18 protein-coding genes are annotated in these 23,702 nt (G+C 55.0%); 10 read left to right on the top strand and 8 right to left on the bottom strand.

The genetic code is table 11. From position 1 onward, the window contains the following. Positions 1 to 12 precede the first annotated feature (12 nt). Positions 13 to 480, bottom strand: a complete 468-nt coding sequence (locus Dvar_RS11625; protein ID WP_419661865.1) for a ferritin-like domain-containing protein — start codon at positions 478 to 480, stop codon at positions 13 to 15. Positions 481 to 934: 454 nt separating this feature from the next. On the opposite strand from Dvar_RS11625, the gene Dvar_RS11620 reads away from it, so the two are divergent. Then, positions 935 to 1,933: a glycine cleavage system protein H gene (locus Dvar_RS11620; protein WP_419661864.1), complete on the top strand. Its 999-nt coding sequence runs from the start codon at positions 935 to 937 to the stop codon at positions 1,931 to 1,933. Between the two features lie 4 nt (positions 1,934 to 1,937). Then, positions 1,938 to 2,858, top strand: a complete 921-nt coding sequence (locus Dvar_RS11615; protein WP_419661863.1) for a glycine cleavage system protein H — start codon at positions 1,938 to 1,940, stop codon at positions 2,856 to 2,858. Here the strand turns inward: Dvar_RS11615 and Dvar_RS11610 are convergent. From Dvar_RS11610 to Dvar_RS11600, 3 genes are read right to left on the bottom strand one after another with little or no spacing between them, the layout of a single operon-like run. Next, a complete protein-coding gene (locus Dvar_RS11610; RefSeq protein ID WP_419661862.1) occupies positions 2,855 to 3,442 on the bottom strand; it encodes a hypothetical protein in 588 nt (195 codons plus the stop codon). The two genes, Dvar_RS11615 and Dvar_RS11610, sit on opposite strands and share 4 nt — an antisense overlap. Continuing rightward, complete coding sequence (locus Dvar_RS11605) at positions 3,439 to 4,782, bottom strand: sigma-54-dependent transcriptional regulator (RefSeq protein ID WP_419661861.1); 1,344 nt, start codon at positions 4,780 to 4,782, stop codon at positions 3,439 to 3,441. The genes Dvar_RS11610 and Dvar_RS11605 overlap by 4 nt, the downstream gene beginning before the upstream one ends. Beyond that, positions 4,779 to 6,353 carry an ATP-binding protein gene (locus Dvar_RS11600; protein WP_419661860.1) on the bottom strand — a complete coding sequence of 525 codons (1,575 nt, stop codon included), beginning with the start codon at positions 6,351 to 6,353 and terminating at the stop codon, positions 4,779 to 4,781. The genes Dvar_RS11605 and Dvar_RS11600 overlap by 4 nt, the downstream gene beginning before the upstream one ends. A gap of 630 nt (positions 6,354 to 6,983) precedes the next feature. Between Dvar_RS11600 and Dvar_RS11595 the strand changes: the two genes are divergently transcribed. The 8 genes from Dvar_RS11595 (at position 6,984) to Dvar_RS11560 (ending at position 16,715) form a co-directional block, all read left to right on the top strand. Beyond that, positions 6,984 to 11,423, top strand: coding sequence for an FAD-dependent oxidoreductase (locus tag Dvar_RS11595; protein ID WP_419661859.1), 4,440 nt, complete (start codon positions 6,984 to 6,986; stop codon positions 11,421 to 11,423). A 58-nt stretch (positions 11,424 to 11,481) separates the two neighbouring features. Then, complete coding sequence (locus Dvar_RS11590; RefSeq protein ID WP_419661857.1) at positions 11,482 to 11,913, top strand: hydrogenase iron-sulfur subunit; 432 nt, start codon at positions 11,482 to 11,484, stop codon at positions 11,911 to 11,913. Position 11,914: 1 nt separating this feature from the next. Then, the gene (locus Dvar_RS11585; protein WP_419657578.1) at positions 11,915 to 12,862 is read left to right on the top strand and encodes a 4Fe-4S dicluster domain-containing protein; all 948 of its coding nucleotides are present in this window, start codon (positions 11,915 to 11,917) and stop codon (positions 12,860 to 12,862) included. 11 nt (positions 12,863 to 12,873) lie between these two features. Beyond that, positions 12,874 to 13,938, top strand: coding sequence for a 4Fe-4S dicluster domain-containing protein (locus tag Dvar_RS11580; RefSeq protein WP_419657577.1), 1,065 nt, complete (start codon positions 12,874 to 12,876; stop codon positions 13,936 to 13,938). 13 nt (positions 13,939 to 13,951) lie between these two features. After that, entirely contained in the window at positions 13,952 to 14,797 is an 846-nt protein-coding gene (locus tag Dvar_RS11575) for an FAD/NAD(P)-binding protein (RefSeq protein WP_419657576.1), read from the top strand. 187 nt (positions 14,798 to 14,984) lie between these two features. Further along, positions 14,985 to 15,302 (top strand): TusE/DsrC/DsvC family sulfur relay protein, encoded by a 318-nt coding sequence (locus Dvar_RS11570; protein WP_419661856.1) that lies wholly within the window; start codon positions 14,985 to 14,987, stop codon positions 15,300 to 15,302. Positions 15,303 to 15,486: 184 nt separating this feature from the next. Further along, a complete protein-coding gene (locus Dvar_RS11565; protein ID WP_419661854.1) occupies positions 15,487 to 15,879 on the top strand; it encodes a secondary thiamine-phosphate synthase enzyme YjbQ in 393 nt (130 codons plus the stop codon). Beyond that, positions 15,876 to 16,715, top strand: a complete 840-nt coding sequence (locus Dvar_RS11560; protein WP_419661853.1) for a nitrilase-related carbon-nitrogen hydrolase — start codon at positions 15,876 to 15,878, stop codon at positions 16,713 to 16,715. The genes Dvar_RS11565 and Dvar_RS11560 overlap by 4 nt, the downstream gene beginning before the upstream one ends. Positions 16,716 to 16,779: 64 nt before the next feature. Here Dvar_RS11560 and Dvar_RS11555 read toward each other — a convergent pair whose 3' ends face one another. From Dvar_RS11555 to Dvar_RS11540, 4 genes are read right to left on the bottom strand one after another with little or no spacing between them, the layout of a single operon-like run. Beyond that, positions 16,780 to 17,454: a YkgJ family cysteine cluster protein gene (locus Dvar_RS11555; RefSeq protein WP_419661852.1), complete on the bottom strand. Its 675-nt coding sequence runs from the start codon at positions 17,452 to 17,454 to the stop codon at positions 16,780 to 16,782. Continuing rightward, entirely contained in the window at positions 17,454 to 20,624 is a 3,171-nt protein-coding gene (locus Dvar_RS11550; protein ID WP_419661851.1) for an efflux RND transporter permease subunit, read from the bottom strand. The genes Dvar_RS11555 and Dvar_RS11550 overlap by 1 nt, the downstream gene beginning before the upstream one ends. Further along, positions 20,596 to 21,870, bottom strand: coding sequence for an efflux RND transporter periplasmic adaptor subunit (locus Dvar_RS11545; protein WP_419661850.1), 1,275 nt, complete (start codon positions 21,868 to 21,870; stop codon positions 20,596 to 20,598). The genes Dvar_RS11550 and Dvar_RS11545 overlap by 29 nt, the downstream gene beginning before the upstream one ends. A 1-nt stretch (position 21,871) precedes the next feature. Next, positions 21,872 to 23,296, bottom strand: coding sequence for an efflux transporter outer membrane subunit (locus Dvar_RS11540; RefSeq protein WP_419661849.1), 1,425 nt, complete (start codon positions 23,294 to 23,296; stop codon positions 21,872 to 21,874). Positions 23,297 to 23,702: the final 406 nt, after the last annotated feature.

Here is a 23,702-nt window from a genome sequence, read left to right as displayed (position 1 = left end):
CCCCCACGAAAATCAGTCACCCATTTTGGCCATATAATCGTCGTACATGGTTTCCAGGCCGAGTTTGTGTTTGGCCTCTTCCTGGCAAAGCATTTTAAAAAGCGTTTTCGCGCCTTCATCTTCGGCTTGGTCCAGCAAGGTATTATAAAGCTTGAGAGCAGCCTCTTCGCGCTTCATGGCCAGCATTAACAATTCATTGTAGGCCATGCCGGGTTTGTATTCCATGGGCACCACATAATCGCTGCGCTTAATATCTGCAATCCACTTGAACGCGTAATCGTCAAGCTTCTCGGCAACCCCGGTGGCCAAATAGTCTTCAAGCATTTTTTGATGTTTGCGCTCTTCGGCGGCAAATTCGAGCAGCATTTCCTTCTTCCCGGCCATCTTTTCTGAAGCGCTGTTTTCTTCATAAAACTCGGCGGCCTCTTTTTCTTTTTCGATGGCGAAGGAAATTATTGACTGCAAGTTATCGAAATCCATTAAGCTCCATCCTTTCCCTGATGATTTGAAATAAATAGACAAGATACCAAAACGGCAAGACCTTCGACTGTAGAGAACCCCAACTCACCCTGTAGCAAATTCCAACAGGTCATCAATAAAAGGGAAAAAATAAAGAAAACAGTCACTTGCCCGGAAGTTGGGTTCAAGATCATAGCGCCACATGTTGGATAATCCAACAATCCCTGTAACGGATCTTGGGAGAAGCATCCGAAAAACATATTTTTCACTACAATTTCGAGATGTTAAAAACATGGCACATCGTTTGCTGAATATGGAGGCAAGGTTAAACACAAATTCGTTCGTTGCCGACACCATCGACCCCTATCATACCCGGTCGATATGAGTCAACGACCACCCGCTACGCAGGTGGCTTGGATTTCCGGCAATGGGTTATCAACCGATCCGTCACCCCCCGCATATAAAGGAGAATAAAATGAGTAAGAAAAAAACCACGCCAAGAAGCCATATCGGTTATGGATCATCCTATCATCGTGTTCAGCTAAGAGAGACGGACGGTGGCGCCGGTATCGAATCCGTATTGGGCGGCCAGAAATGGGTCATTCATCCGGACCACAAAGCGCTGCCGGAAAATCCATGTCTATGGATGCAAGCCGGTGCGGTCAAGTACAAAACCTGCAACAATTTTTACGACTGCACCACCTGCCGCTATGACCATGCCATGCAAACCAAGGTTTCGCTGGGCAAACAAGTCAGCTGGCAGGATACCATGCGGCGTCAACCGGCATTGGCACGGACCTGCAGGCACAGCCTGACCGGACGAATTGGTCATCGCAGCTGCGCCTATGATTTCCACTGTGAAAAATGTGATTTCGATCAGTACTTCGAAGATGTCCTGGCCGCCAAAACCCGTAACGCCCCCACAGCCGTAACCAGCATCAAAGGGTTTGACGTTCCCCGCTATTATCATTTCCACAATGGCCACACCTGGGCACGCATCGAAAGCGGTGGAACCTTAAGAGTCGGTCTGGATGATTTCAGCCAGAAAGTATTTGGTCAGGCCGACGGGCTTGAACTGCCCCTGATGGGCAAACAGCTGGATCATGACCAGGTGGGATGGGGGCTCAAACGAAAACATCACCTGGCCGATGTCCGTTCGCCCATTGATGGCGTCATCATGGAAGTCAATACCCGTGTCATGAAAGATCCGGGACTGGCCAATCGTGATCCGTATGGTGACGGATGGCTGTTTGTCGTGCACACACCGAGCATTAAAAAAGCTGCCAAGCGACTGATGAGTGAAGATGCCAGTGTAACCTGGATCAACAGCGAAGTCGCAGTTCTGGAAGAGATGGTCACCGACGTGGCCGGGCCGCTTGCCGCAGACGGTGGGACATTTGGATCGGACATTTACGGGAACCTGCCGGGCCTGGACTGGAATCAACTGGCCCGTACCTTTCTGAAAACAGGTTGACGTCATGACACATGATCAACATCAACAGAACATGGACCATCCTTGTATCTGGATGCAGGCCGGTGTGGTGAAAACCAAAACCTGCAAAAGGGACTATCATTGCACCGGCTGCCGCTTTGACCGGGTCTTAAGGCGACTCGCGCGAGAAAATCGAGAACAGGCGGCGGCCGGCCATCCGGTCGCAGGCCGGCGCGGCCGGATTATCTACTGGGCCTTTAAACTCAGGGAATTACCGCCTCACCGGCGGCCCTGCCTGCATTACCTCAAGCGCCGCATCACCTTCAGGCCCTGCACCAACGATTACGTGTGCCACAATTGTGACTTCGACCAGTATTTTCAGGACCAGTTTCTGGTACATACGATACTCAGGCCAATTGATCTGCAGACCATCGAGGGGTTCAGGGTACCCCAGGGCATCTATATACACCCCGGCCATACATGGGTAGCCATGGCCTCGGATGGTCAGGTACGGATTGGATTGAATGATTTCGCCGCCCGCATGCTGGGTCCCATGGATCATATCGACTTGCCGCTTTTGGGCAAGCCCTTGAAACAGGATCAAAAAGGGATCACCATGCACCGTCAAGGGGTTGCGGCCGATTTGTTGGCACCGGTCAGCGGCGTGGTCACCGCATTCAATCCACGGGTTGCCAAGCACCCTGAGTCACTGGCGGATGATCCGTATGGCGACGGCTGGATGTTGATGGTGCAGCCGACCCACCTGCGCCAAGAACTGTCCCGGCTGAAGATGGGCGAAGATGAGGTCGCGGATTTTATCAAACATGAAATCACCGGACTGCACCAGGCCGTGGAACCCCACCTGGGGCCACTGGCCGCTGATGGCGGGCAACTGGCCGATGATATCCTCGGGTGTTTGCCGCCATCAGCCTGGAAGACGATTACCCGGCAGATTCTTAAAAGTTAGTGAACGGAAAATGGGGGATGGACCGGCTGGACCTTAAGGGCTTTCAGGGCATCGCCCAGCAGTACCCGGCAGTAGCGGCATAACTGGTTTTCCTTGTGATCGACATCGCCAATACTGCGGCAGTAATGCATGAGGCATTGGTTGTCCTTGCAGTGACGCAGATCAAAGGTGTGCCCCAGTTCGTGGGCGCTTTCCTTGACAATCCGCTCCAGATAGCGGGGACGTTCGCCAACGGAAGAAATCCCGTCGGTCAGCCGATGGGTGGACACAATGCAGCTGAGCCCGCCTAGCTGGGCCTCCCCATAAACGTGGGTGAGAATCGGGATAAACAGGTCGCGGTCGGTCAGTGCAATCAACTTGAGCGTGTCAGATGGGGCCTTTTCGGTCAGCCGGTCAAGAATTGCCGTGGAGTGAAATTGCCGGCGCTTAGCATCCCATGAAAAATCAATAGTATGAATCAGGGATTGGATACGACAGGGCAGCCCAAAGCGGTCCACGACCATCTGTTCGATAGCGCTCAGAATGTCGGCATCAAAGTCGCCGATGGGAGAAATGATGATGGCGCGTTGGGAGGTGGCGGTCAAGCGGGCGCCTGCAGCTGATAGCGTTTGATCTTGCTGTAGAGGGTTGAGCGGTCGATCCCCAAAATCCGGGCACTGGTCGAAATGTTCCAGTCATTTTCAACAAGCACCTTCTCGATATGATACTTCTCAATGGATTTCAGGCTGTGGTCCGATGGCTGGTCATGCTGGGGAATGCAGGCAATGGGTAGATCCTCGGGCATGACTTGAAGGGTCTTGCCGACCACCACGGCACGTTCGATGGCATTTTCAAGCTCCCGTATATTTCCGGGCCAATCATAGAGCATCATTTCATCCATGGCCGGCCGTGATATTTTCTGGATCGGTTTGTTGGTTTCCTGGCTGAAACGTTGAAGAAAATGATCGCATAACAGCGGGATGTCTTCCTTGCGCGTCCTCAAAGGCGGCATGGTCAGTGAAATCACATTCAGACGGTAGAACAAATCCTCTCTGAACGTCCCCTGGGCAATCGCTTCTTTTAAATCGCTGTTGGTCGCGGCAACCACACGAAAATCCGCTTCCATGGGCTGCGTTCCGCCCACCCGGTAAAAAACCCGGTCTTCCAGAACCCGCAATAGATCAATCTGCATGCGCATGCTGATCTCGCCAATCTCATCCAGAAAAAGGGTTCCCCCATCCGCAATTTCCAGGCGGCCTTTCTTGGTTTGCCGCGCATCCGTAAAAGCTCCCTTTTGATGGCCGAACAGCTCACTCTCCATCAGATGCTCAGGAATCGCCCCGCAGTTAACGGCCACAAACGGTCCCCGGCTGCGCCGGCCGCAGGTATGAATGGCTTTGGCCGCCAATCCCTTACCCGTTCCGGTTTCACCGGTGATCAAGACCGTCGAATCGGTGGGGGCCACATCATTGATTAAATCGAAAACCTGCTGCATGGCCTGGGACTGTCCGATCATACTCTCAAAGCGTGTTCGTTGCTTCACCTCGCTGCGCAGGTATGCATTTTCTTTTTCCTGATCCCGGCGATCGATAATTTTCTCGATCAACAGGCCGATTTCTTCCGGATCAAAGGGTTTGAGTAAATACTCCACGGCCCCGCACTTCATGGCTTCGATAGCACTGGAAATGGAGCCATAAGCGGTAATCATCACCACGGCCGTATCCAGTTCACGGTCGTTGACAATTTTAAGCAGTTCAAGTCCGCTCATGCCTTCCATCTTGATATCCACCAGCATGATATCGTATGGTTTGGCAGCCAGCATCTCCAATGCCTTTTCCCCACTATCGGCGGTGTCCACCTGATATCCGTCCCGCTCCAGCCACCCGGCCAATGATTCTCGGATGATCATTTCGTCGTCCACCACCATAATCCGGGTTTTGCTCATCGCTCCTCCACCACGCACGCATTATTGTCGGTGTTTACCGTATTCTTCTTTGGTCGTTCAGGCGACAGGGGCAACTGAATCGTAAACGTCGCGCCTTGCCCGGGCTCGGTGTCAACGGTGATACGACCGTTGTGGGCCTTGATGATGCCGTAAACGACGCTGAGTCCCAATCCTACCCCTTTACCTTTCTTTTTGGTCGTATAGAAGGGTTCGAACAATTTATCCAGATTGTCGATGGAAATCCCCACCCCATTATCGGCAAAGGCAATGCAGATAAAATTCTTGGCATGGCCACACCATGTCCTTACCGTCAACACGCCGCCGCCTTTGCCTTCCATGGCTTCGGCGGCATTGGAAATCATGTTCATGAACACCTGCTGGATCTGATCGGCAGATCCGATGACCTGCGGCAGGGCTGGATCCAATTCTTTATTGATTTTTACATTACTGATCTTAAGCAGATTATCATTGAGTACCAGGGTCCGTTCAATCAGCCGGTTGATATCCTGGCTGCCCAGTTCCATTTTGGATTGCCGCGAAAAGGTCAAGAGGTTGGAGACAATCCGACTGATCCTGCGGGTTTCTGTCTCCATCAGCGACAGATAGCGGTCAAAGGGCTCAACTCTTTTTAACAGGCCCCCCTCCTCCTTCAAGATTCGCTTCATTAAAAGCGAGAGGTTTAAAATACCGGCAATGGGATTGTTGATTTCATGAACCACGGACGCGGCAAGTTTTCCCAATGAGGCCATTTTATCCTGGTGAAGCAGCTTGGCGTGGGTGTCCTGCAGTTGACGGGTGCGTTCTTCGACCATCTGTTCCAGTCGGCGCCGATTCTCTTCCTCCTGCAGGCGGCGTTCGGTGAAATCATGACTGATCTCGATCAACCGTGATATTTTGCCATCCTTTTCCCAGATCGGATGAATGGACACTTCCATGTAACGAACTTTGCCATCAGGCCCTATTCGCGTACGAACCGTTTCCGCTGCCATGCGATTGCGGATGACGGTTTTGAGCGGGCATCCGTTTTTTTCTCCGTGACAGGGTTGATCGGTCTGTTGATACACTTCATAGCATTTTCTACCGATAACATCCTCTTTTTCATAGCCCATGTATTTGAGAAAGGCGTCGTTGGCTTCGACAATTTCCTGATCCGGCGTAAATACCAGAATCAGATCCTGAATCCCGTTGAGAATGGTCTGAATCTCCTCACTGCGTTGCTGAAGCAGGATTTCCCTGGATTTAAATGCCTTCCAGAAAAGGTCAAAAGCCTGGTAGGCAAGTACCCGAAGCCGTCTGGGTTTGGTTTCCAAAACCTTATGCAGCAGCGTTGAATCCGGATCGAGAAGAATGAAAAGATGGATATTACAGGCAGGATCGTATAATTCCTGATAGTTGGCAACAATCTTCAATCCCAGCCGGCCGGCCAGGCGAACGCCGGGGGCATTTTCATCCGCATCGGCCACGGCGACAATGCGTGAATTAACCTGATCCTGGAGAAAAGAGAGCGTGGTCATCTTCAGAACCGCTTCGCAAAAGCGCCCTCCACCGATCAAGGCAATGTTAATAATCATCGCACCGTCCTTCACCCTCACCTCCGCCCAAGTCAATAAAAACCAATCAGCAACTAAATATTCAGAATTTTTTGAACTATGGTAACATGCTCCCAATTTATCGATCAAGCCGATTTTAAAACCTGTTGAGACTGTTTTGATAGTATGATAGATCGGTCGCCAAACAGTTTTGAGTCATTTCGACCCAATACTTTTTTTCTAGTCGTGTCAAATTGTCCCACTGCAGGCGCACCAGAAAAATCGATCCAAAAAATTTTATGACTATATTATCAGTTTGTTATCGAAAAATGCCAATAATTGAACAATGATTAAGTCCGAATTGGCCCGCATATTGATGGAAGGGCTTTATTTGGATGATTGGCCTGAAATGAGTAGGCCTTTTGCGAAGCAGCCCCGAAACCCTTTGGAAAACAGATCAGACTTGATTCCATTCTTTTTTTGGGGCATATACACAAAAAATGGAAGTTGGACAAAACCGGACAGTTGCGGCAAAATCTGTTGACAAGCCGCTTTTGCCCATATAGGAATGTTTCCTTGAGAAAACAACCCTAACCCATTATTATTACTTAATACATTAACGTTATTATAACCTTACCAGCATGTGTTTCATTCGCAATCAGGAGACGTATTATGGCAACGAACACAGTGGGTTCCGTTTTAGTTGTAGGTGGCGGTATCTCCGGAATGCAGGCGGCCCTGGATTTGGCCGATTCCGGATATCTCGTCCACGTAATTGAAAAATCCCCGGCTATCGGCGGGGTAATGAGTGAACTGGACAAGACCTTCCCCACCAATGACTGCGCAATGTGAATTATCTCCCCCAAACTGGTCGAGTTCGGCCGGCATCTCAACATCAATCTGATCACCTGTGCACAAGTAAAAGAAATTCAAGGAACGGAAGGCAATTTTACCGTTACCGTCGATAAAGGTCCCCGATTTATTGATCCTGCCAAATGCACCTCCTGTGGAGATTGCGCTGAAGCCTGCCCTGTTTCCCTGCCCGATGAATACAATCAGGGACTAAGCAACCGCAAGGCTACATATAAAAGGTACGCCCAGGCCATTCCCGGCGCATTTGCCATCCAGAAGGCCGACAAGGCACCCTGTCGCCTGGCCTGTCCGGCGGGCATCAACGTGCAGGGCTACGTGCAGATGGTGGGCCAGGGCAAATATGCCGAGGCCCTGAAGATTATCATGGACGATCTGCCCCTGCCCGGTGTGCTGGGGCGCATCTGCCCCCACGGCTGTGAAGACGCCTGCCGGCGCTGCGAGGTGGATCAGCCCGTAGCCATCCGTGAGCTCAAGCGTCTGGCCGCCGATCAGGTGGATCCGCGCACCATCGAGATTCCCATGGCAGAAAAGCGTGAAGAGCGCGTGGCCATCATCGGCAGTGGTCCGGCCGGGCTAAGTGCGGCCTATCATCTGGCCCGCCGGGGCATTTTGAGCACGATCTACGAGGCCCTGCCCCAGGCCGGCGGCATGCTGCGGGTGGGCATCCCCGACCATCGTCTGCCACCAGCGATTTTGGATCAGGAGATCGAGATCATCACCAACATGGGTGTGGAGCTTTTGACCGACACCCCCCTGGGCGGCGATCTGACCGTGGACAGCCTGTTCGACCAGGGCTTCAAGGCCGTCTACCTGGCCCTGGGCGCCCACAAGGGCATTACCCTGGGCGTTCCCGGCGAGGATGCCGAGGGCGTGCGCCAGGGCGTGGATTTTCTGCGTGAAGTCAACCTGACCGGCAAGGCCCCGGTGGGCAAGCATGTGGCCATCATCGGCGGCGGCAACGTGGCCATCGACGTGTCGCGCTCGGCTGTGCGTCTGGGCGCCGAGAGTGTGCAGATCATCTACCGCCGGACCCGTGCCGAAATGCCGGCCTGGGAAGAGGAAATCCAGGCGGCCGAGACCGAAGGCGTGGAACTGACCTACCTGGCCGCGCCCCAAGAGGTCATCGTCGAGGGCGGGAAAGTCACCGGCCTGCGCTGCATCCGCATGGAACTGGGCGAACCGGATTCTTCCGGCCGTCGTCGTCCCGTGCCGGTGCCGGGCAGCGAATACGACCTTGAGGTGGATCAGATCATCCCGGCCATTGGCCAACGCCCGGACCTGTCGTCCATCGATGACGTGGACGGACTGGAATTCACCCGCTGGAGCACCACGGAAGTGGATCCGGTGACCTATGCCACCGGCCGTGCCGGGGTGTTTGCCGGCGGCGACCTGCAAAGCGGTCCCTGGGTAGCCATCGGCGCCATCGCGGCAGGCAAGGAAGCCGCCGAATCCATCGAACGCTATCTGGACGGCGCGGACATGGCCGACGGCCGCGAGCCTATCGAACGGCCCGAGCCGGTCTATCGTCCGGTCCCTGAGGGTGAACCGGCAAAAGCCCGCGCCAAGGTGCGTGAGCTGGAACCGGCGGCCCGCAAAGGCAATTTCAATGAAGTCGAGCTGGGCCTGAGTGAAGAGGACGGCAAGGCCGAAGCGGCACGCTGCCTGAACTGCGGCTACTGCTGCGAGTGCTACCAGTGCGTGGAGGCCTGCGGGGCTGGTGCCGTGACATTGGAGACCCATCAGGAACAACGCGAGATGTTGGAACTGAACGTGGGGTCGGTGATCCTGGCGCCCGGTTTTACACCCTATGATCCTTCAAAACTGGATTTCTACGGATTCGGAAGACATCCCAATGTGATCACCAGCATGCAGTTCGAACGCCTGCTTTCCGCCTCCGGTCCCACTGGCGGCCATGTGGCGCGCCCCTCGGATCACAAGGATCCAAAAAAAATCGCCTGGTTCCAGTGCGTAGGTTCCCGCGATCAGAACCGCTGCAACAACGAGTACTGCTCCTCGGTGTGCTGCATGTACGCCATCAAGGAAGCCGTGATCGCCAAAGAACATGCCGGCGAGGAATTGGACTGCGCTGTGTTCTTCATGGATATGCGCACCTACGGCAAAGACTTCGAGCGTTACTACGAAGGGGCCAAGGCCCAGGGCGTGCGTTTCCTGCGCTCCAAGGTGCACACCATCGACAGTATTACGGGCAGTGACGATCTGTCCATCCGCTACGTCACCGAAAGTGGTGAGATGCAGACAGAAACCTTCGATCTGGTCGTTCTTTCCGTAGGCCTGGAAACCGCTCCCGAGGTGATCCAACTGGCCGAGTCTTTAGATGTAGGCCTCACCCCGAGCAACTTCTGTGAAACCACGACATTTGCTCCGGTAACCACCACAAAAGGCGGCGTTTACGTCTGCGGTGCCTTCCAGGGGCCCAAGGATATTCCTCAGGCCGTGGTGGACGCCAGCGCTTCGGCAGCGGCTGCCGGCGAACTGCTCAGTGAAGCCAGAAATACGCAAACCCGTACGGCCGAAGTCATCCCCGAGATCAATGTACGCGGCGATCGTCCGCGGGTGGGCGTTTTCGTCTGCAACTGCGGCATCAACATTGCCGGCGTGGTAGACGTACCCGCCGTGCGCGATTATGCAGCATCCCTGCCCTACGTGGAGTATGTGACCGACAACATGTACACCTGCTCCCAGGACACCCAGGACAGCATGACGGCCATCATCCGTGAGAAGAATCTCAACCGGGTGGTGGTGGCGGCCTGTACCCCCAAAACCCATGAGCCGCTGTTCCAGGAGACCCTGATCAATGCAGGACTCAACAAATATCTGTTTGAAATGGTCAACATCCGCAACCAGGATTCCTGGGTGCATAAAAACAATCCTGATATCGCCACCCAGAAGGCCAAAGATCTGGTGCGCATGGCCGTTAACAAGGCGGCCCTGAAAGAACCGCTCGTGGAAACCGAACTGACCGTCGGCCAGACCACCCTGGTCATTGGTGGCGGAATCGCCGGCATGACGGCGGCCCTCTCCCTGGCCAAGCAGGGGTACGAAACCCATTTGGTGGAACGTTCCGATCGTCTGGGCGGACAGGCCAATAGCCTCTATCAGACCTGGAAAGGCGAAAGCATTAAAGCCGGCCTTGCCGATCTGATCGATAAGGTGAATGCCGAGAAACGGCTGCATGTGCATATGAACACTGAGCTTAGCGGTGTGGACGGGTTTGTCGGTAATTTCAAGACGATGATTAAAAACGGTGATGGAGAAACCACCATTGACCACGGCGTTGCCGTGGTGGCTACCGGTGCCAGCGAACTCAAACCCAATGAGTACAGCTACGGTGATGATCCGCGCATCATGACCAGTCTGGAGCTGGATGAGAAAATGCTGGCCGACGACCCCATGCTGGCCGGTGTCAATTCGGCGGTCTTCGTTCAGTGTGTGGGATCCAGGGAACCGGAGCGTCCCTACTGCTCACGGGTTTGCTGCACCCATTCCATTGAAAGCGCCCTGGCGATTAAAAAGCGCAATCCCGAGGCGAATGTATACATTCTCTATCGTGACATCCGTACCTATGGAGAACGGGAAACCCTGTATAAAAAAGCCCGTGGCGCCGGGGTTATTTTCATCCGCTACGATCTTGAAAACAAACCTCAGGTGGTTCGTGACGGGGATCGGCTGGCCGTGCGCGTGACCGACCATGTCCTGGGTCTGCCCATGGAAATTTCCACGGATCTGTTGACCTTGGCATCGGCCATCGTGCCCCATGCCGACGAACGGCTGGCCCAGTTCTTCAAGATTCCGCTCAATGATGACGGCTTTTTTGTTGAGAAACACGCCAAGCTCGGTCCTTGCGAATTCGCCACCGACGGTGTTTTCCTCTGCGGATTGGCCCACTATCCCAAATCCATTGACGAGGCCATCTCTCAAGGCAAGGCGGCTGCATCCCGTGCAGTGACCCTGCTGGCCCAGGAGAACATCTTCACCAGCGGTGAAGTCGCATCGGTGGATCCGCAAATGTGCTCCAGCTGCGGGGTGTGTGTATCCATCTGTCCCTACTCCGCGCCCAGCTTTATCCCGGAGGATGCGCGCATGTTCGCCGGCCGGGCGACCATCAATGCTGCCCTGTGCAAGGGATGCGGCCTGTGTGTAGCCTCATGCCGGTCCGGAGCCATTCACCTGAGCGGATTTGACAACAACCAGATATTTGCCATGCTGGATGCCATCTAATTACAAGCCTGCCCGAAATCTCATTTTTTAGGCAGGCCTTAAAATAAGGAGAAATACCATGTCTGAGTGGGAACCCAAAATCGTAGCCTTTCTGTGCAACTGGTGCAGTTACGGTGCTGCGGATCTGGCCGGTGTCAGCCGGATGCAGTACCCGGCCAATGTGCGGATTATCCGCATCCCCTGCACCGGTCGAATGAGTCCTAAATTTGCCCTGGCGGCCCTTCGCAACGGTGCCGACGGCGTTTGGGTGTCCGGGTGACATCCGGGAGACTGCCATTACCTGGAAGGTAATTACTACGCCCGGAGAAAATTTGCATTGTTCACCAACCTGATGGAATACATGGGGATTGAGCGGGATCGGATTCACATGTCCTGGGTTTCGTCGGCTGAAGCCACCAAGTTTATCGACGTCGTGACCCAGGTGACCGAAGCGGTTCGCAAGCTTGGTCCGAACACCCATTTTGTCAAACAACAGGCAAAGGTAGCGTGATATGTCTGAATACACAGAGAAGATGAGGCAGATTGCCGGCCGGCTGCTGAAAGACTGCACAGTGGAAATGGTCATCGGTTTTCGTAAAGGGACCATGCCCATGATGAACGAGCCGTGCTTTGTCACCGCGCCTGAGGATGCAGACTCCCTGGTCTGGGACAGCAACTGCGGGATCAACCTGGCAAACTACCTGACCAACAGAAAAGAGAAGATCGCCGTTTTCGCCAAGGGCTGCGATTCACGCAATATCGTCAATCACATCGTGGAGAACAAGATCCAGCGCGATCAGCTGCACATCATCGGCGTGCCCTGCACGGGGATGATCGACAAACGCAAGATACACGGCATGGTGGACGGCGAGATCCTCAAGGTAACCGAAACCGAAGAAACCGTCAAGGTGCGCACCGCCGAGGCCGAGACCCTTTTGGATAAAAAAGAGGTGCTGCAAAACAACTGCGCCCTTTGCATTCACCGCAATCCGGTCATCTCGGATGAGATGTTGGCCGATCCGGTCGAAGAGCAGACCGACATCGACCGCTATGCCGACGTGCGCAAGATCGAGGAAATGGGCGATGAGGAGAAATGGCAGTTTTTCGAGGATCTGCTCGCGCCGTGCATCCGCTGCTACGCCTGCCGCAACGCCTGTCCGCTGTGCTATTGTCCGACCTGTTTTGTGGACGAGTCCAAACCCCAGTGGGTGGGCAAGGGCCAGGATCCCATCGATATCCGGACCTTTCATTTCCTGCGGGCCTATCACTGTGCGGGCCGCTGTACGGACTGCGGGGCCTGCCAGCGGGCCTGTCCGGTGGGCATTGACATGCGCCTGTTGACGAGAAAATTGGAAAAGGACTGCCAGGAGCAGTTTGGCTGGGAAGCCGGACTCTCCCTGGATAGTCGCCCGGCCCTGGATGTCTACCAGACCAATGATCCGGAAGCCTTCATTAAATAAAGGATAACAAAATGACGCTTCTAACTATCGACAAACAAAACTGGACGAAGGGGCTCACGGCTGCGGCCGATCAGTACCAGCTGTTCGGGCCGGTAAAAGACAAGGACCAGCACCAGTTCAAGGCCCTTACCAAAGGCCAGGTGCCGGATCTGGACCTGGTCAATACCCGCTTGTCCCCCAAAGACCTGATCTTTCCCCAATCCGAAACGATCATCGAATACTCCCTGGACGAATCCCAGGCCGATCATCATATCATGAAAGAAGCGGCCAAGGACTATTCTCCCCGGGCCGTGGTGGGCATCCGGCCCTGCGATGCCAAGGCCACCCAGCTGGTCAAGCTCAACTTCGATGCGCCTGACGTAAAAGATCCCTACTGGCTGCGGGCGTATGAGGCCACGACGTTCATCGGCATGGCCTGCGATGCACCGCTGTCGACCTGCTTTTGCACCAGCGCCGGTTGCGGGCCTTACAACGCCGACGGCCTGGACATCCTTATGATGGACCATGGCGAGAATTATCTGGCCAAAGTCCTTACCGACAAAGGCCAGGCCTTTGCCGATGCAGCCGGCTGGAATCAGGCCACGCCCGAGGCGGCTGACGCGTTCATGGCCGCCAAGGACGCGGCCGAGGCGAAAATCGTCAGTACGATCAGCACCGACAACCTGGCCGACACGGACCTGTTGGAACTGCACGGCGCGTCCTTTTGGGACGATGTGGCCTTTGCCTGCCTGAACTGCGGGACCTGTACCTTCTCCTGTCCGACCTGCTGGTGTTTCGATCTTCAGGACGAGGTCCACGGCAAGTCCGGGGTGCGCATGAAGAACTGGGACAGCTGTATGTTCCCGATCTTTACCGTGCACACCACCGGTCATAATCCCCGGGAGACCAAGACCCAACGGGTCCGCCAGCGCTTCATGCACAAGCTCAAGTACTTTGTAGACAAATATCAGACCGGTATCATGTGCGTGGGCTGCGGGCGATGTGTTCGCCAGTGCCCGGTCAATATCGATATCCGCCGGGTGTGCGCGTTGATGAACAGCTTCAAACCAGCTGATGCCTGCGCCGCGCAAGGTTGATGGAGGGAGGAAAATGCAAAATCCATATATACCCTATCCGGTCCGCATCGATGACATTACGGTCGAGGCCGAAGATAAAAGCCTGAAGACGTTTAAATTCGTTTTTCTCAATGAGGGTGACGAAGAAAAGTTCGCCTACCGGGCCGGTCAGTTCGCCGAGCTGTCCATTCCCGGCAAGGGCGAAATTCCCATCGGCATTGCCTCATCTCCGGTGGAAAAAGGGTTCGTCAAGTTCACCGTCAACCGCGCCGGGGTGGTCACCACTCACCTGCACAACATGCGCGAAGGCGATCTGATGGGCCTCAGAGGCCCCTTGGGCAACTGTTACCCATGGGATCTTATGGAAGGCAAGAACATTCTGATCGTAGGCGGTGGGTTCGCTTTCACCACCCTGCGCTCGTCCATCGTCTACATGCTCGATCCGGCCAACCGGTCCAAGTTCGGCAATATCGATGTGGTCTACGGGGCCCGCAGCCCGGGCATGCTGCTGTACAAAGACGAGTTGGTGGAATGGGAAAAACGCGATGACATCAACATGCACATCACCGTTGACGGTACTGATGATCCGGACTGGAAATACAATGTCGGATTCGTACCGCCCATCACCGAGCAAAAGGCCCCGCCGGGCGGACCGGATACCTATGCCATCGTGTGCGGTCCGCCGATCATGATCAAGTTCACCCAGCCGGTGCTGGAAAAACTGGGCTACGCCCACGATCACATCATCATGAGCCTGGAAAACCGCATGAAATGCGGGTTCGGCATGTGCGGCCGCTGCGGTATCGGCAAGGAACTGGTCTGCAAGGACGGGCCGGTATTCACCCTGGATCAGATCAATCAGACCCCGAGGGAATACTGATCCTTGCGATTGCCATGGCGGCTAACCTTTCTTTTCCGATCTAATAGGTTGGGAAAGTCAAATGAAATCGTTAGTATTTCGTATTGACATTAAGCCGTTAATCCGTTACTAACTTTAGTTCAATATTTCGAATCTAAACGGCAGTGTGCCGGAATTACTAACAAAAGTTAAAGGAGGACAGAACAACATGCCGACAATCGAATTTGGTGGAAAATCGTTTACGGTGGATGAAGACGGTTTCATCGATGACTACAATAACTGGTCTGAGGAATGGGTCCAGTATGTAAAAAAAGAAGAAGGTATCGATGAACTGAACGATGAACACAAAAAAGTCGTTACCGTACTTCGCGAGTACTATGAGAAAAACGGCATCGCTCCCATGGTGCGCGTACTCTCCAAAGTAACCGGTTTCAAACTGAAACACATCTACGAGCTCTTCCCCTCAGGACCGGGTAAAGGAGCCTGTAAGATGGCGGGTCTGCCGAAACCCACCGGATGTGTCTAATCACATCGAGATTTGATTTATAAAAATGCCTCGCCTGAATAATTCAGGCGGGGCATTTTTTTAGCTTTTTAGGCTGAAGACTGAAGGTCTTTAGATGGGGGACGAACAAACCGTCACCAATACCATTCCCCTACCCCTTCAGCCTTCCGGCTATCCACCTAATAGCCTATTTTGAGGTTTTTAAATGCGCCTGAAAGTTAAAACCCACGCCCAAACCGAAATGATCGATGTCACGGGGGAAGTCCAAAAGCAGGTGACTGACAGCGGGATGGAAAATGGTCTTTGCATGGTCTTCGTTCCCCATACCACTGCTGCGGTGACGATCAACGAGAGTGCCGACCCGGCGGTCAAGCAGGACATCCTCATGGTGCTCAATAAAATTGTACCGTGGAAAGAGGCCTACCGTCATATGGAAGGCAACTCACCGGCACACCTGAAAACAACGCTTGTGGGGTCCTCTGAAGTGATTGGTGTGGAGAACGGGCAGTTGGTGCTGGGCACCTGGCAAGGCATCTTTTTCTGTGAATTTGACGGCCCGCGCAACCGCAAACTGGATATACGGCTGATTCCTGCATGATGGATGACCTTCGCATTGCCGCTGTGGTTTGCCGATGTCCCGTGGGCCGGTTGTCTCACAACGTGGAGCGTACCCGCCACTGGGTGAATCAGGCCAAAAACCAGGATGCCACCATGGTCTGTTTTCCTGAAATGAACCTCACCGGCTACAGCAACCGCGATGAAATCAAGGCCCACGCCATTTCCGCCAACAGCAAGACAATCGACAGTCTGGTCAAGCTGGCCGACGACCTTCGCATCGCACTGCTCGTCGGTTTTGCCGAACAGGCGGAAAACGGCGCGATATATGCCAGCCACATGGTGATCACACCCCGGGGCCGAACCGCGCTTTACCGGAAAATTCATCTGGCCCCGCCTGAAACCGATCATTTCAGCCCTGGAGCGGCCCTTCCCATATTCGACTGGAAAGGGATGCGTTTTGGCATTCAGTTATGTTACGATGCGCATTTCCCCGAGCTTTCCACGATCATGGCCGACGCCCAAGCCGATGTCATTTTCATTCCCCATGCATCCCCCCGTGGTCAGGCATCCACCAAACATCAGTCCTGGATGCGCCATCTGCCGGCCCGTGCATATGATAACGGGCTCTTTGTGGTGGCCTGCAACCAAACCGGAGATAATCAGAACGGGCTGGTTTTTCCCGGCAATGCCGTGGCCTTCTCGCCGTCCGGTGAAATCATGAGCACCCGTCTATCGGGCAGGTCCGGCATGTTGATCGTCGACCTGAAAGCCGATCAGATCCACTATGTGCGCGGCCACCGCATGCGCTATTTTTTCCCCAACCGCCGCCCAGGCCTTTATCAGCGTAAGACGGTTCTGACCGACCTTGGCAATTAGGATGGGCTATTACATCGTAGCGGTTAGCTGTTGGCTGTAAGCTCTTAGCTTTAAGCTGTAAGTTTTATGGCTGATCGCCCAGCCCAGAAAACTTAGCCGTCGGCACCAACCGGTAGCGGCCGTTTTCCTTGACCAGGCGCAGGTCAAACATGCCGATCGTTTGGTCAAGCGGGCGGCCGAAAATAAAATCAAGCATCCCGGCATCCAAGCCCCCTTTTTCTGTCGTCAGTTGCCTCAGGTGGGCATCATAACGCATTATTTCAAGGATGGCAGCCTCCATTTTCAACTGCTTTCCCACGGCTCCCTTTTCCACCAGATGGCGCAAGTGGTCGTAACTGCAGCGCGATTCATGCTCCACGACCAGTTCCCACACCCCTTGCATCTGCGCCAACAGATCCTTGCGGGTCAAGCGCTCGGTGGCGTACACGGCTTCGATTTTGCGGGTATCCCGACAATTCAGTACCCGGCACTCCAGGGGACGATGGGCATAAATGCCGCAGGCCCGATTTTCGTAATCGTAAAACCAGCAAGTCCAGCGTCCCTTTTGGCCTTTGATTTTGATCACCTCGTCGGTCATTGGCACCAGGGCATCCTGGATGTTGTCCCGTGCCAGTTCGCCGCACCGGATGGTAAACAGACAATGGCCCGGTATGTGTCCCGCCTCCACCAACGGTTGATCCGCCTGGTGAAGTGCAGGTCCTCCTTTTTCGCAACAGGTACCGCATCGCTGACAGTCCACTATGAAGCTCCCGATTTATATATGACTTGATGGTCAGCCCGCCCGATCACCTTTTTCAAATCCTCAACGACCAGAAAAAAACAAGGCACCAGGATCAAGGTAATTACCGTGGCGAAAAGAATTCCGAATCCCAATGAAAGGGCCATGGGAATGAGAAACCGCGCCTGGCGGGACGTTTCAAAAATCATCGGCGCTAGCCCGCCAAACGTGGTCAGGGTGGTCAGCAAAATGGGCCGAAAACGATGAATGCCCGCATGATGAATGGCATCCACGCTGGTTTCCCCGACCCGCCGCCGCCGGTTGGCAAAATCGATCAGCACCAGTGAGTCGTTGATCACCACACCGGACAGGGCCACCACCCCAAACATGCTCATCACACTGAGGCTATAGCCCATGATCATATGGCCGATGACCGCCCCGACAATACCAAACGGAATCGAGAGCATGATGATAAAGGGCTGGACGAAACTGTTGAACGGAATCGCCAGCATGGCATAAATCACAAGCACCGCGAACATCAGCCCCATCATCAGACTGTGCATGCTTTCCCGCCGGTCGGCCTGGCGACCTTCGAAGCTGTAGGTCAGCCCCGGGTAGGTATCCTTGAGCGTGGGCAGAATCTCCTGGGTCAGGGAAGCCAGCACCCGGTCGGCCTGGCTGCGCGGACGCACATCGGCACTGACCGTAATCACCCGCCGGCCACTGCGCCGGTCAATGGACGTATAGGCGCGTCCCCGTTGAATGTCAACCGCTTCCAAAAGCGGAATTTCCTTGCCTGCCGGCGTGCGCAAAATCATGGTCTCCAGATGATGCTCAGACACCCGTTCATCTTTGGGCAAGCGCACCATGACTTTCACTTCGTTGCGCCCCCGTTGTTGACGCAGCGCCTCGGCGCCGTAATAGGCATGCCGAAGTTGCCGGGCCACGTCTTCGGCTCTTAAGCCCAGGCTGCGCGCTTCGGGACGAATCTTAAAATCCAGTTGCCTTTTTCCCGGCGAATAGCCGTCGTCAATGTCCGACACATTGGGGTAAAATTCCAAGGCCGCCGCCACGTCGGCACCTGCCTGGGCCAGGATCTGAACATTGCGGTGACTCAGTTCCACGGATAAGGCTGCGCCGCGACCGGGCCCGCCCGCATCCGACTCAAACTTGAGGGACTCCAATCCGGGCAGCGGCCCCACCTGCTCCCGCCATAGGGCGGTCAGCTGGGCCGTGGACAGCGGACGCACATCCGGAGGAACCAGGTATACGCGGACCTCTGTTTTATTGCCCTCGATTTCGGCAAAAATCCCCTGGGCCAATGGGGTATCGCCCCCATGCTCGGCAATCAACCGCTGGGCCGCCGCCACCAGGGTCTGCTGGACGGCCTGGGTCTTTCGCACCGATGAGCCATAGGGCAAAACCGCTGTTGCCTGGGCATAATCAGACTCGATTTTGGGGAACAGTTCAAATCCCATGCGACCGCTTTTCACGTAGCTGACTGTCAGCATCAGGACAACGACACCCACACTAAGCACAATATAGCGGCGATTTAAGGCATAACCCAGCAGCGGCCCGTAGCGGGTGTGGATGAAACGGGAAAACCAATCACTGAAGCGCCGCTGCTGGCGCAGGATCCATCCCAACAGACCGGTGTCCGGACGGGATCGGCGGTGGCCGATATGGGCGGGCAGGATCAACAGGCTCTCGATCAGGCTAACGGTGAATACGGCAACGACCACAATCGGTATCTGCCGGAACACCTTGCCCATGAAACCGGAAACAAACAACAACGGGGAAAAGGCGACAATGTTGGTCAGCACGCTGAAGATCACCGGCATGGAGATTTCGCGTGTGCCGGACACCGCGGCATGCAACCAGGGTTTGCCGGCCTGATGATGGTGGTACATGTTCTCTCCGGCCACAATGGCATCATCGACCACAATCCCCAGGGTAACAATAAAAGCAAACATGGAAATGACGTTGATGCTGACCCCGGCCGCAGGCAGGAAATAAAGCGATCCGAGGATGGAGATGGGAATCCCCAGGCTGACCCAAAACGCAAGGCGTGGTTCAAGAAAAATGGCCAGCAGAACAAACACCAATGAAAGCCCGAGATACCCGTTGCGCAGCATCAGATCCATGCGCTGACGGTAAATGTCGGATCGGTCATTGTGGGAAATCAGGTCGATGCCCGGCGGCAGATCGGGGCGAATCTCCTCAAGGCGCGCGCTGACGGTCTGGGAAACATCCAAGGGCGTCTGGTCGCCGACCCGGTAAACATCGACGAGAATGGCCGGATGCCCGTTGTAGCTGGCAAAATTGTCCGTTTCTTCAAACCCGTCATTGACGTCGGCGATATCCGACAGGAGCACCTGAGTGCCATCATTGGTGGTGATGATGGGGATACGGCCGAACTCGGGACCAAAATCCCGCCGTTCGGTCATGCGCACCAGCACATCACCACTTTCGGTCTTAATGGACCCGCCGGGCAGTTCCACGGCGGCCCGCCGGATGGTCTGGGCGATGCCTTCCAGGCTCAACCCATAGGCCCTGAGGGTGGACTGGGATACGCTGATACTGATCTCATAATCGCGAATCCCGTTCAGGTCCACCTGGGTGATCCCCGGGTCCTGCAGCAGGCGGTCGCGCACCCGTTCGGCAGTTTCCCTTAAAATGGATTCGCCCACATCACCAAAAAGCGCCAGCGACACCACATAACGCCGCCGCTGGGCAATGATCACCTCGGGATCCTCGGCCTCATCCGGAAAGGAGCTAATCCGGTCCACCTCACTCTGGACATCCTGAGCGACCCGCTGAATGTTCTTGCCTTCCATGATCTCGATGGTCACTAGCCCCATGCCTTCTTTGGCCTCGGCCGTCACCTGTTTGACCCCGTCGAGTCCCTGGACCGCTTCCTCAATGGCCAGAATCGTGCCCCGTTCCACCTCCTCGGGACTGGCGCCCGGGTAAGGCACGGAAACCTCGACAATGTCCAGTTCGAAATCGGGAAACACCTCCTTTTTGATCTGTCCCGCGAAAATCAAGCCCCCCACCAAAAGAACAACCATCAGCAGGTTGGCCGCCACCGTATGCCCCGCCATCCAGGCAATCGGGCCACGGTTGCGACGATCCACCCGCAGCATGGGTCTTTTCATGGGATTATCTGTTTGTTTGTCCGCTTCGTTCATTGGGCGTGGATCTTTCTTTGGGTGGCATCGCACCGGCTTGCCTTACCGCCATTCCGTCCACGGCCACAGGCAGGTCGGATACAATGATACGCTGATCGGATGCGAAACCGTTTCTGACCAGCACCGCATCGGCATCGCGCCAGACGGTCTTGACCGGTACGATCTTTAAGGTCTTCGCATCGGTCAGGGTCCAGATGTTGCCGCCATCACGCAGCGCACCTCGAGGGATACGATACACATCCTTGAGCTGCTGTCCCTGAATGTCTACACGTACATACTCACCGATCAACAGGGGCGGGCCGCTTTCCCGGTCACCGGCGGCCAGTCGCAAGGGGTCTTTTACCGTGACCAGCACGCGCGCCATGCGACCTTCGGTTTCCAGGTCACTGAGCAGTCTGGCCACCCTGCCCTGCCGCTGGTTGCCGCGATAAAAAATCGTGGCCTCGGCCCCTTTTTCATGATTGGTTCTCGGAATCCGGATCCAGGACAGCCGTTCCACGGGAAGCGACACCTGGATCCAGTATTCATCGGTGCCCACCAGTTCGGCCAACTCATCCTGGACGGTCACCTGTGAGCCCACCACCACATTTTTTCTGCGCACAATGGCGTTAAAGGGCGCGGTGATCTGCGTTCGCCCAAGATCCAGGCGGGCCTGCTCCAGGTCTGCCTGTGCCGCGGCCAGATCTGATTGGGCTTTGGCCAGGTGCGGTTTGCGCAACGCCAGTTCCGCTTCCTGGGTGTCGGCCGCCTGTTTTGGCCCCAGCAAGGCCCATTCACGGCGAGCCACATCCTGATACCCCATCTCCACTTTGAGTTGGTACTCGGCATTGGCCACATCGCTTTTTGCCCGGGCCATGGCCAGCTCGTAATCCGTGGGGTCAATTTTCAAAATTTTCTCACCGGCAGTAAGCAGTCCGCCTTCGATAAACTCAGGATGAACGGATTGGATCTGTCCGGACACGCGTGTTTTTAAAATCATTTCCCGGGCCGGGACAACCGATCCCATGGCGGTCAGCACAACCTGGTGGGTGGTGGTAACCAGACGCGTTGTCTCGACCAGGGGCGTGATTCGCTCCGGCGGCCGTTTTCTTGCCTGGGGAGCCGTCCGTTTGACGTAGGTTGCACCGGCAATGCCCAAACCGATGATAATCAGGCAAACGATCAGCGTGCGCAGCTTGTGCGGGCGGTGCGGCGGATGGGATACCGATTCTTGGGATGGATGCTGTGGTTGATGGGTCGTATTCATGTCAGCCCCGTTTTTTGCTTTGATCAGGCTCTGTTGATCTGATGCCGTCTTCTATCCATGCTCCGCCAAGCGACCGGTAAAGCGCAATGCGATAACGAATCAACGTTTCCTGTTGTTCGATCAAATCCCGCTCCAGATCCTGCACGGCGATCAATTGCGTGAGCACCGGCAGATAATCGCTGAGTCCCCTTCGGTAGCGCTGGATGGCCTCCTCCAGTCCTTTGCGGGCCGCCATCATCACGGCGTCAAGGCCTTCGATATGCTCCCGTTGGCGGGTTTCGCTCTCCAGGGCATCCTCAACCTCCTTGATGGCGGTCAACACCGCCTGACGGTATATCCACAGGTTCTCATCCACCTGGGCCCGCGTGCGGTCCACTTCCGCCGTCCGGCGCCCACCGTCAAACAGCGGCGCAGTCAGGTCGGCTGCTAGATTCAGCAGCCAGGTATCAAAAAGCGCATCCATTGCACTGGCCCCATATTGGGCTCCGGCGGTCAACTGAAGGGACGGCAGGCGGTTGGCCCGAGCGGCCGCCACCTGCCATTGGGAGGCCGTAAGACGCATGCCGGCCGCCCGCACATCCGGACGATTGGCCAGCAAATCGGCCGGCAACCCGACGGCCGGCAACAGGCCTATCACCGGCAACGCGGTTTGCGACAGCTTTAGCTGGCTCCTGGGCGGTCGTCCCAACAAAACGGCCAGTTCATGATGCAACAATTGCCGCTGGGCCTCGACCAGCGGTATCCTGGCGCGGACATTTTCCACCACCTGTTTCTGCTGGTAAACATCCAGCGCCGATACCATTGCCTTGCGAAACCGCAGTTCGATCAAGTCCAGAAAGATCAGGTTGTTTTCCAGCTGTCTTTCCAGCAGTTGTATCTGCAACCGCCTGGAAAGCAGCTGCACCCAGCGGTCGGCCACCTCGGCGGCGATGGTCATTCTGGCGGTCTGAAAGTCGGCACCCGTGGCGGCCATGGTCTCAAGGGCTGCTTCGCGCTGGCTGCGAATCCGCCCCCACAGATCAATTTCGTAGCTGGTAAAAAGACCCAGCGCATAGGTTTCACTACCGTCCACACCGGCAGATGGGATGCGGCGCTGAGACAGATCCGTGGCGGCAAACCCTTCCAGATACGGAAAGCGATCCGCTCCGGCCTGAACCGCCAGGGCCCGGGACTGCTGCAACCTGGCCCACGCCTCTTTCAAGGTAAAATTCTCAGCCAATGCATCACCGATCAACCGGTTGAGTTCAGCAGATCCAACCGATTCCCACCACGGCGTCGACATGTCCGGGGACCCGTTGTACAGCGCAAACGTTTCAGGCAGTGATCCGGCCGCACCGGAAATCTCTCGGGGCGTAAAAGGGCTGCACGCAACCAGTCCCAGAATAATACCGGTGAGCAACAGGTAATACCGGAAAAAAACAGTCAATGACGGGCGATGTCCCTTAACGGCGCAGTGTAAGCATGAATCAGGTGTAGGATATATTTTTTGATTCACTTTTTCCCCAGATATGATAATAGCTGTTTGGTTTTGCCATTATCATCATTGGATATGAATTATCACTCCAGGATATTGCACACAAGCGCAAACCCTTATAGGAATATCGTCTACCCATTGTGAAAGATAAATTATTTGAATGATCCCTTTTGTATCCCTTCGGCTGCTTGAAAAAACCACCAGCAGATGTGCCTGTCACACACCACTTGTTTTTACCAAGTAGTATTTACGAATTATTTTAGTATTGTGATTTGTCAGAACTTTAATATAATCGACTCATTATATGTTCCCCTTTACATCAAAAAACACCTTACAATTGATATAATATGCCACTTTG

This window comes from Desulfosarcina variabilis str. Montpellier (assembly GCF_048565275.1).
GTDB lineage: Bacteria > Desulfobacterota > Desulfobacteria > Desulfobacterales > Desulfosarcinaceae > Desulfosarcina > Desulfosarcina variabilis.
Note: the sequence above shows the minus strand (reverse complement) of the source record. Positions and strands in the feature narration are given on the sequence as shown.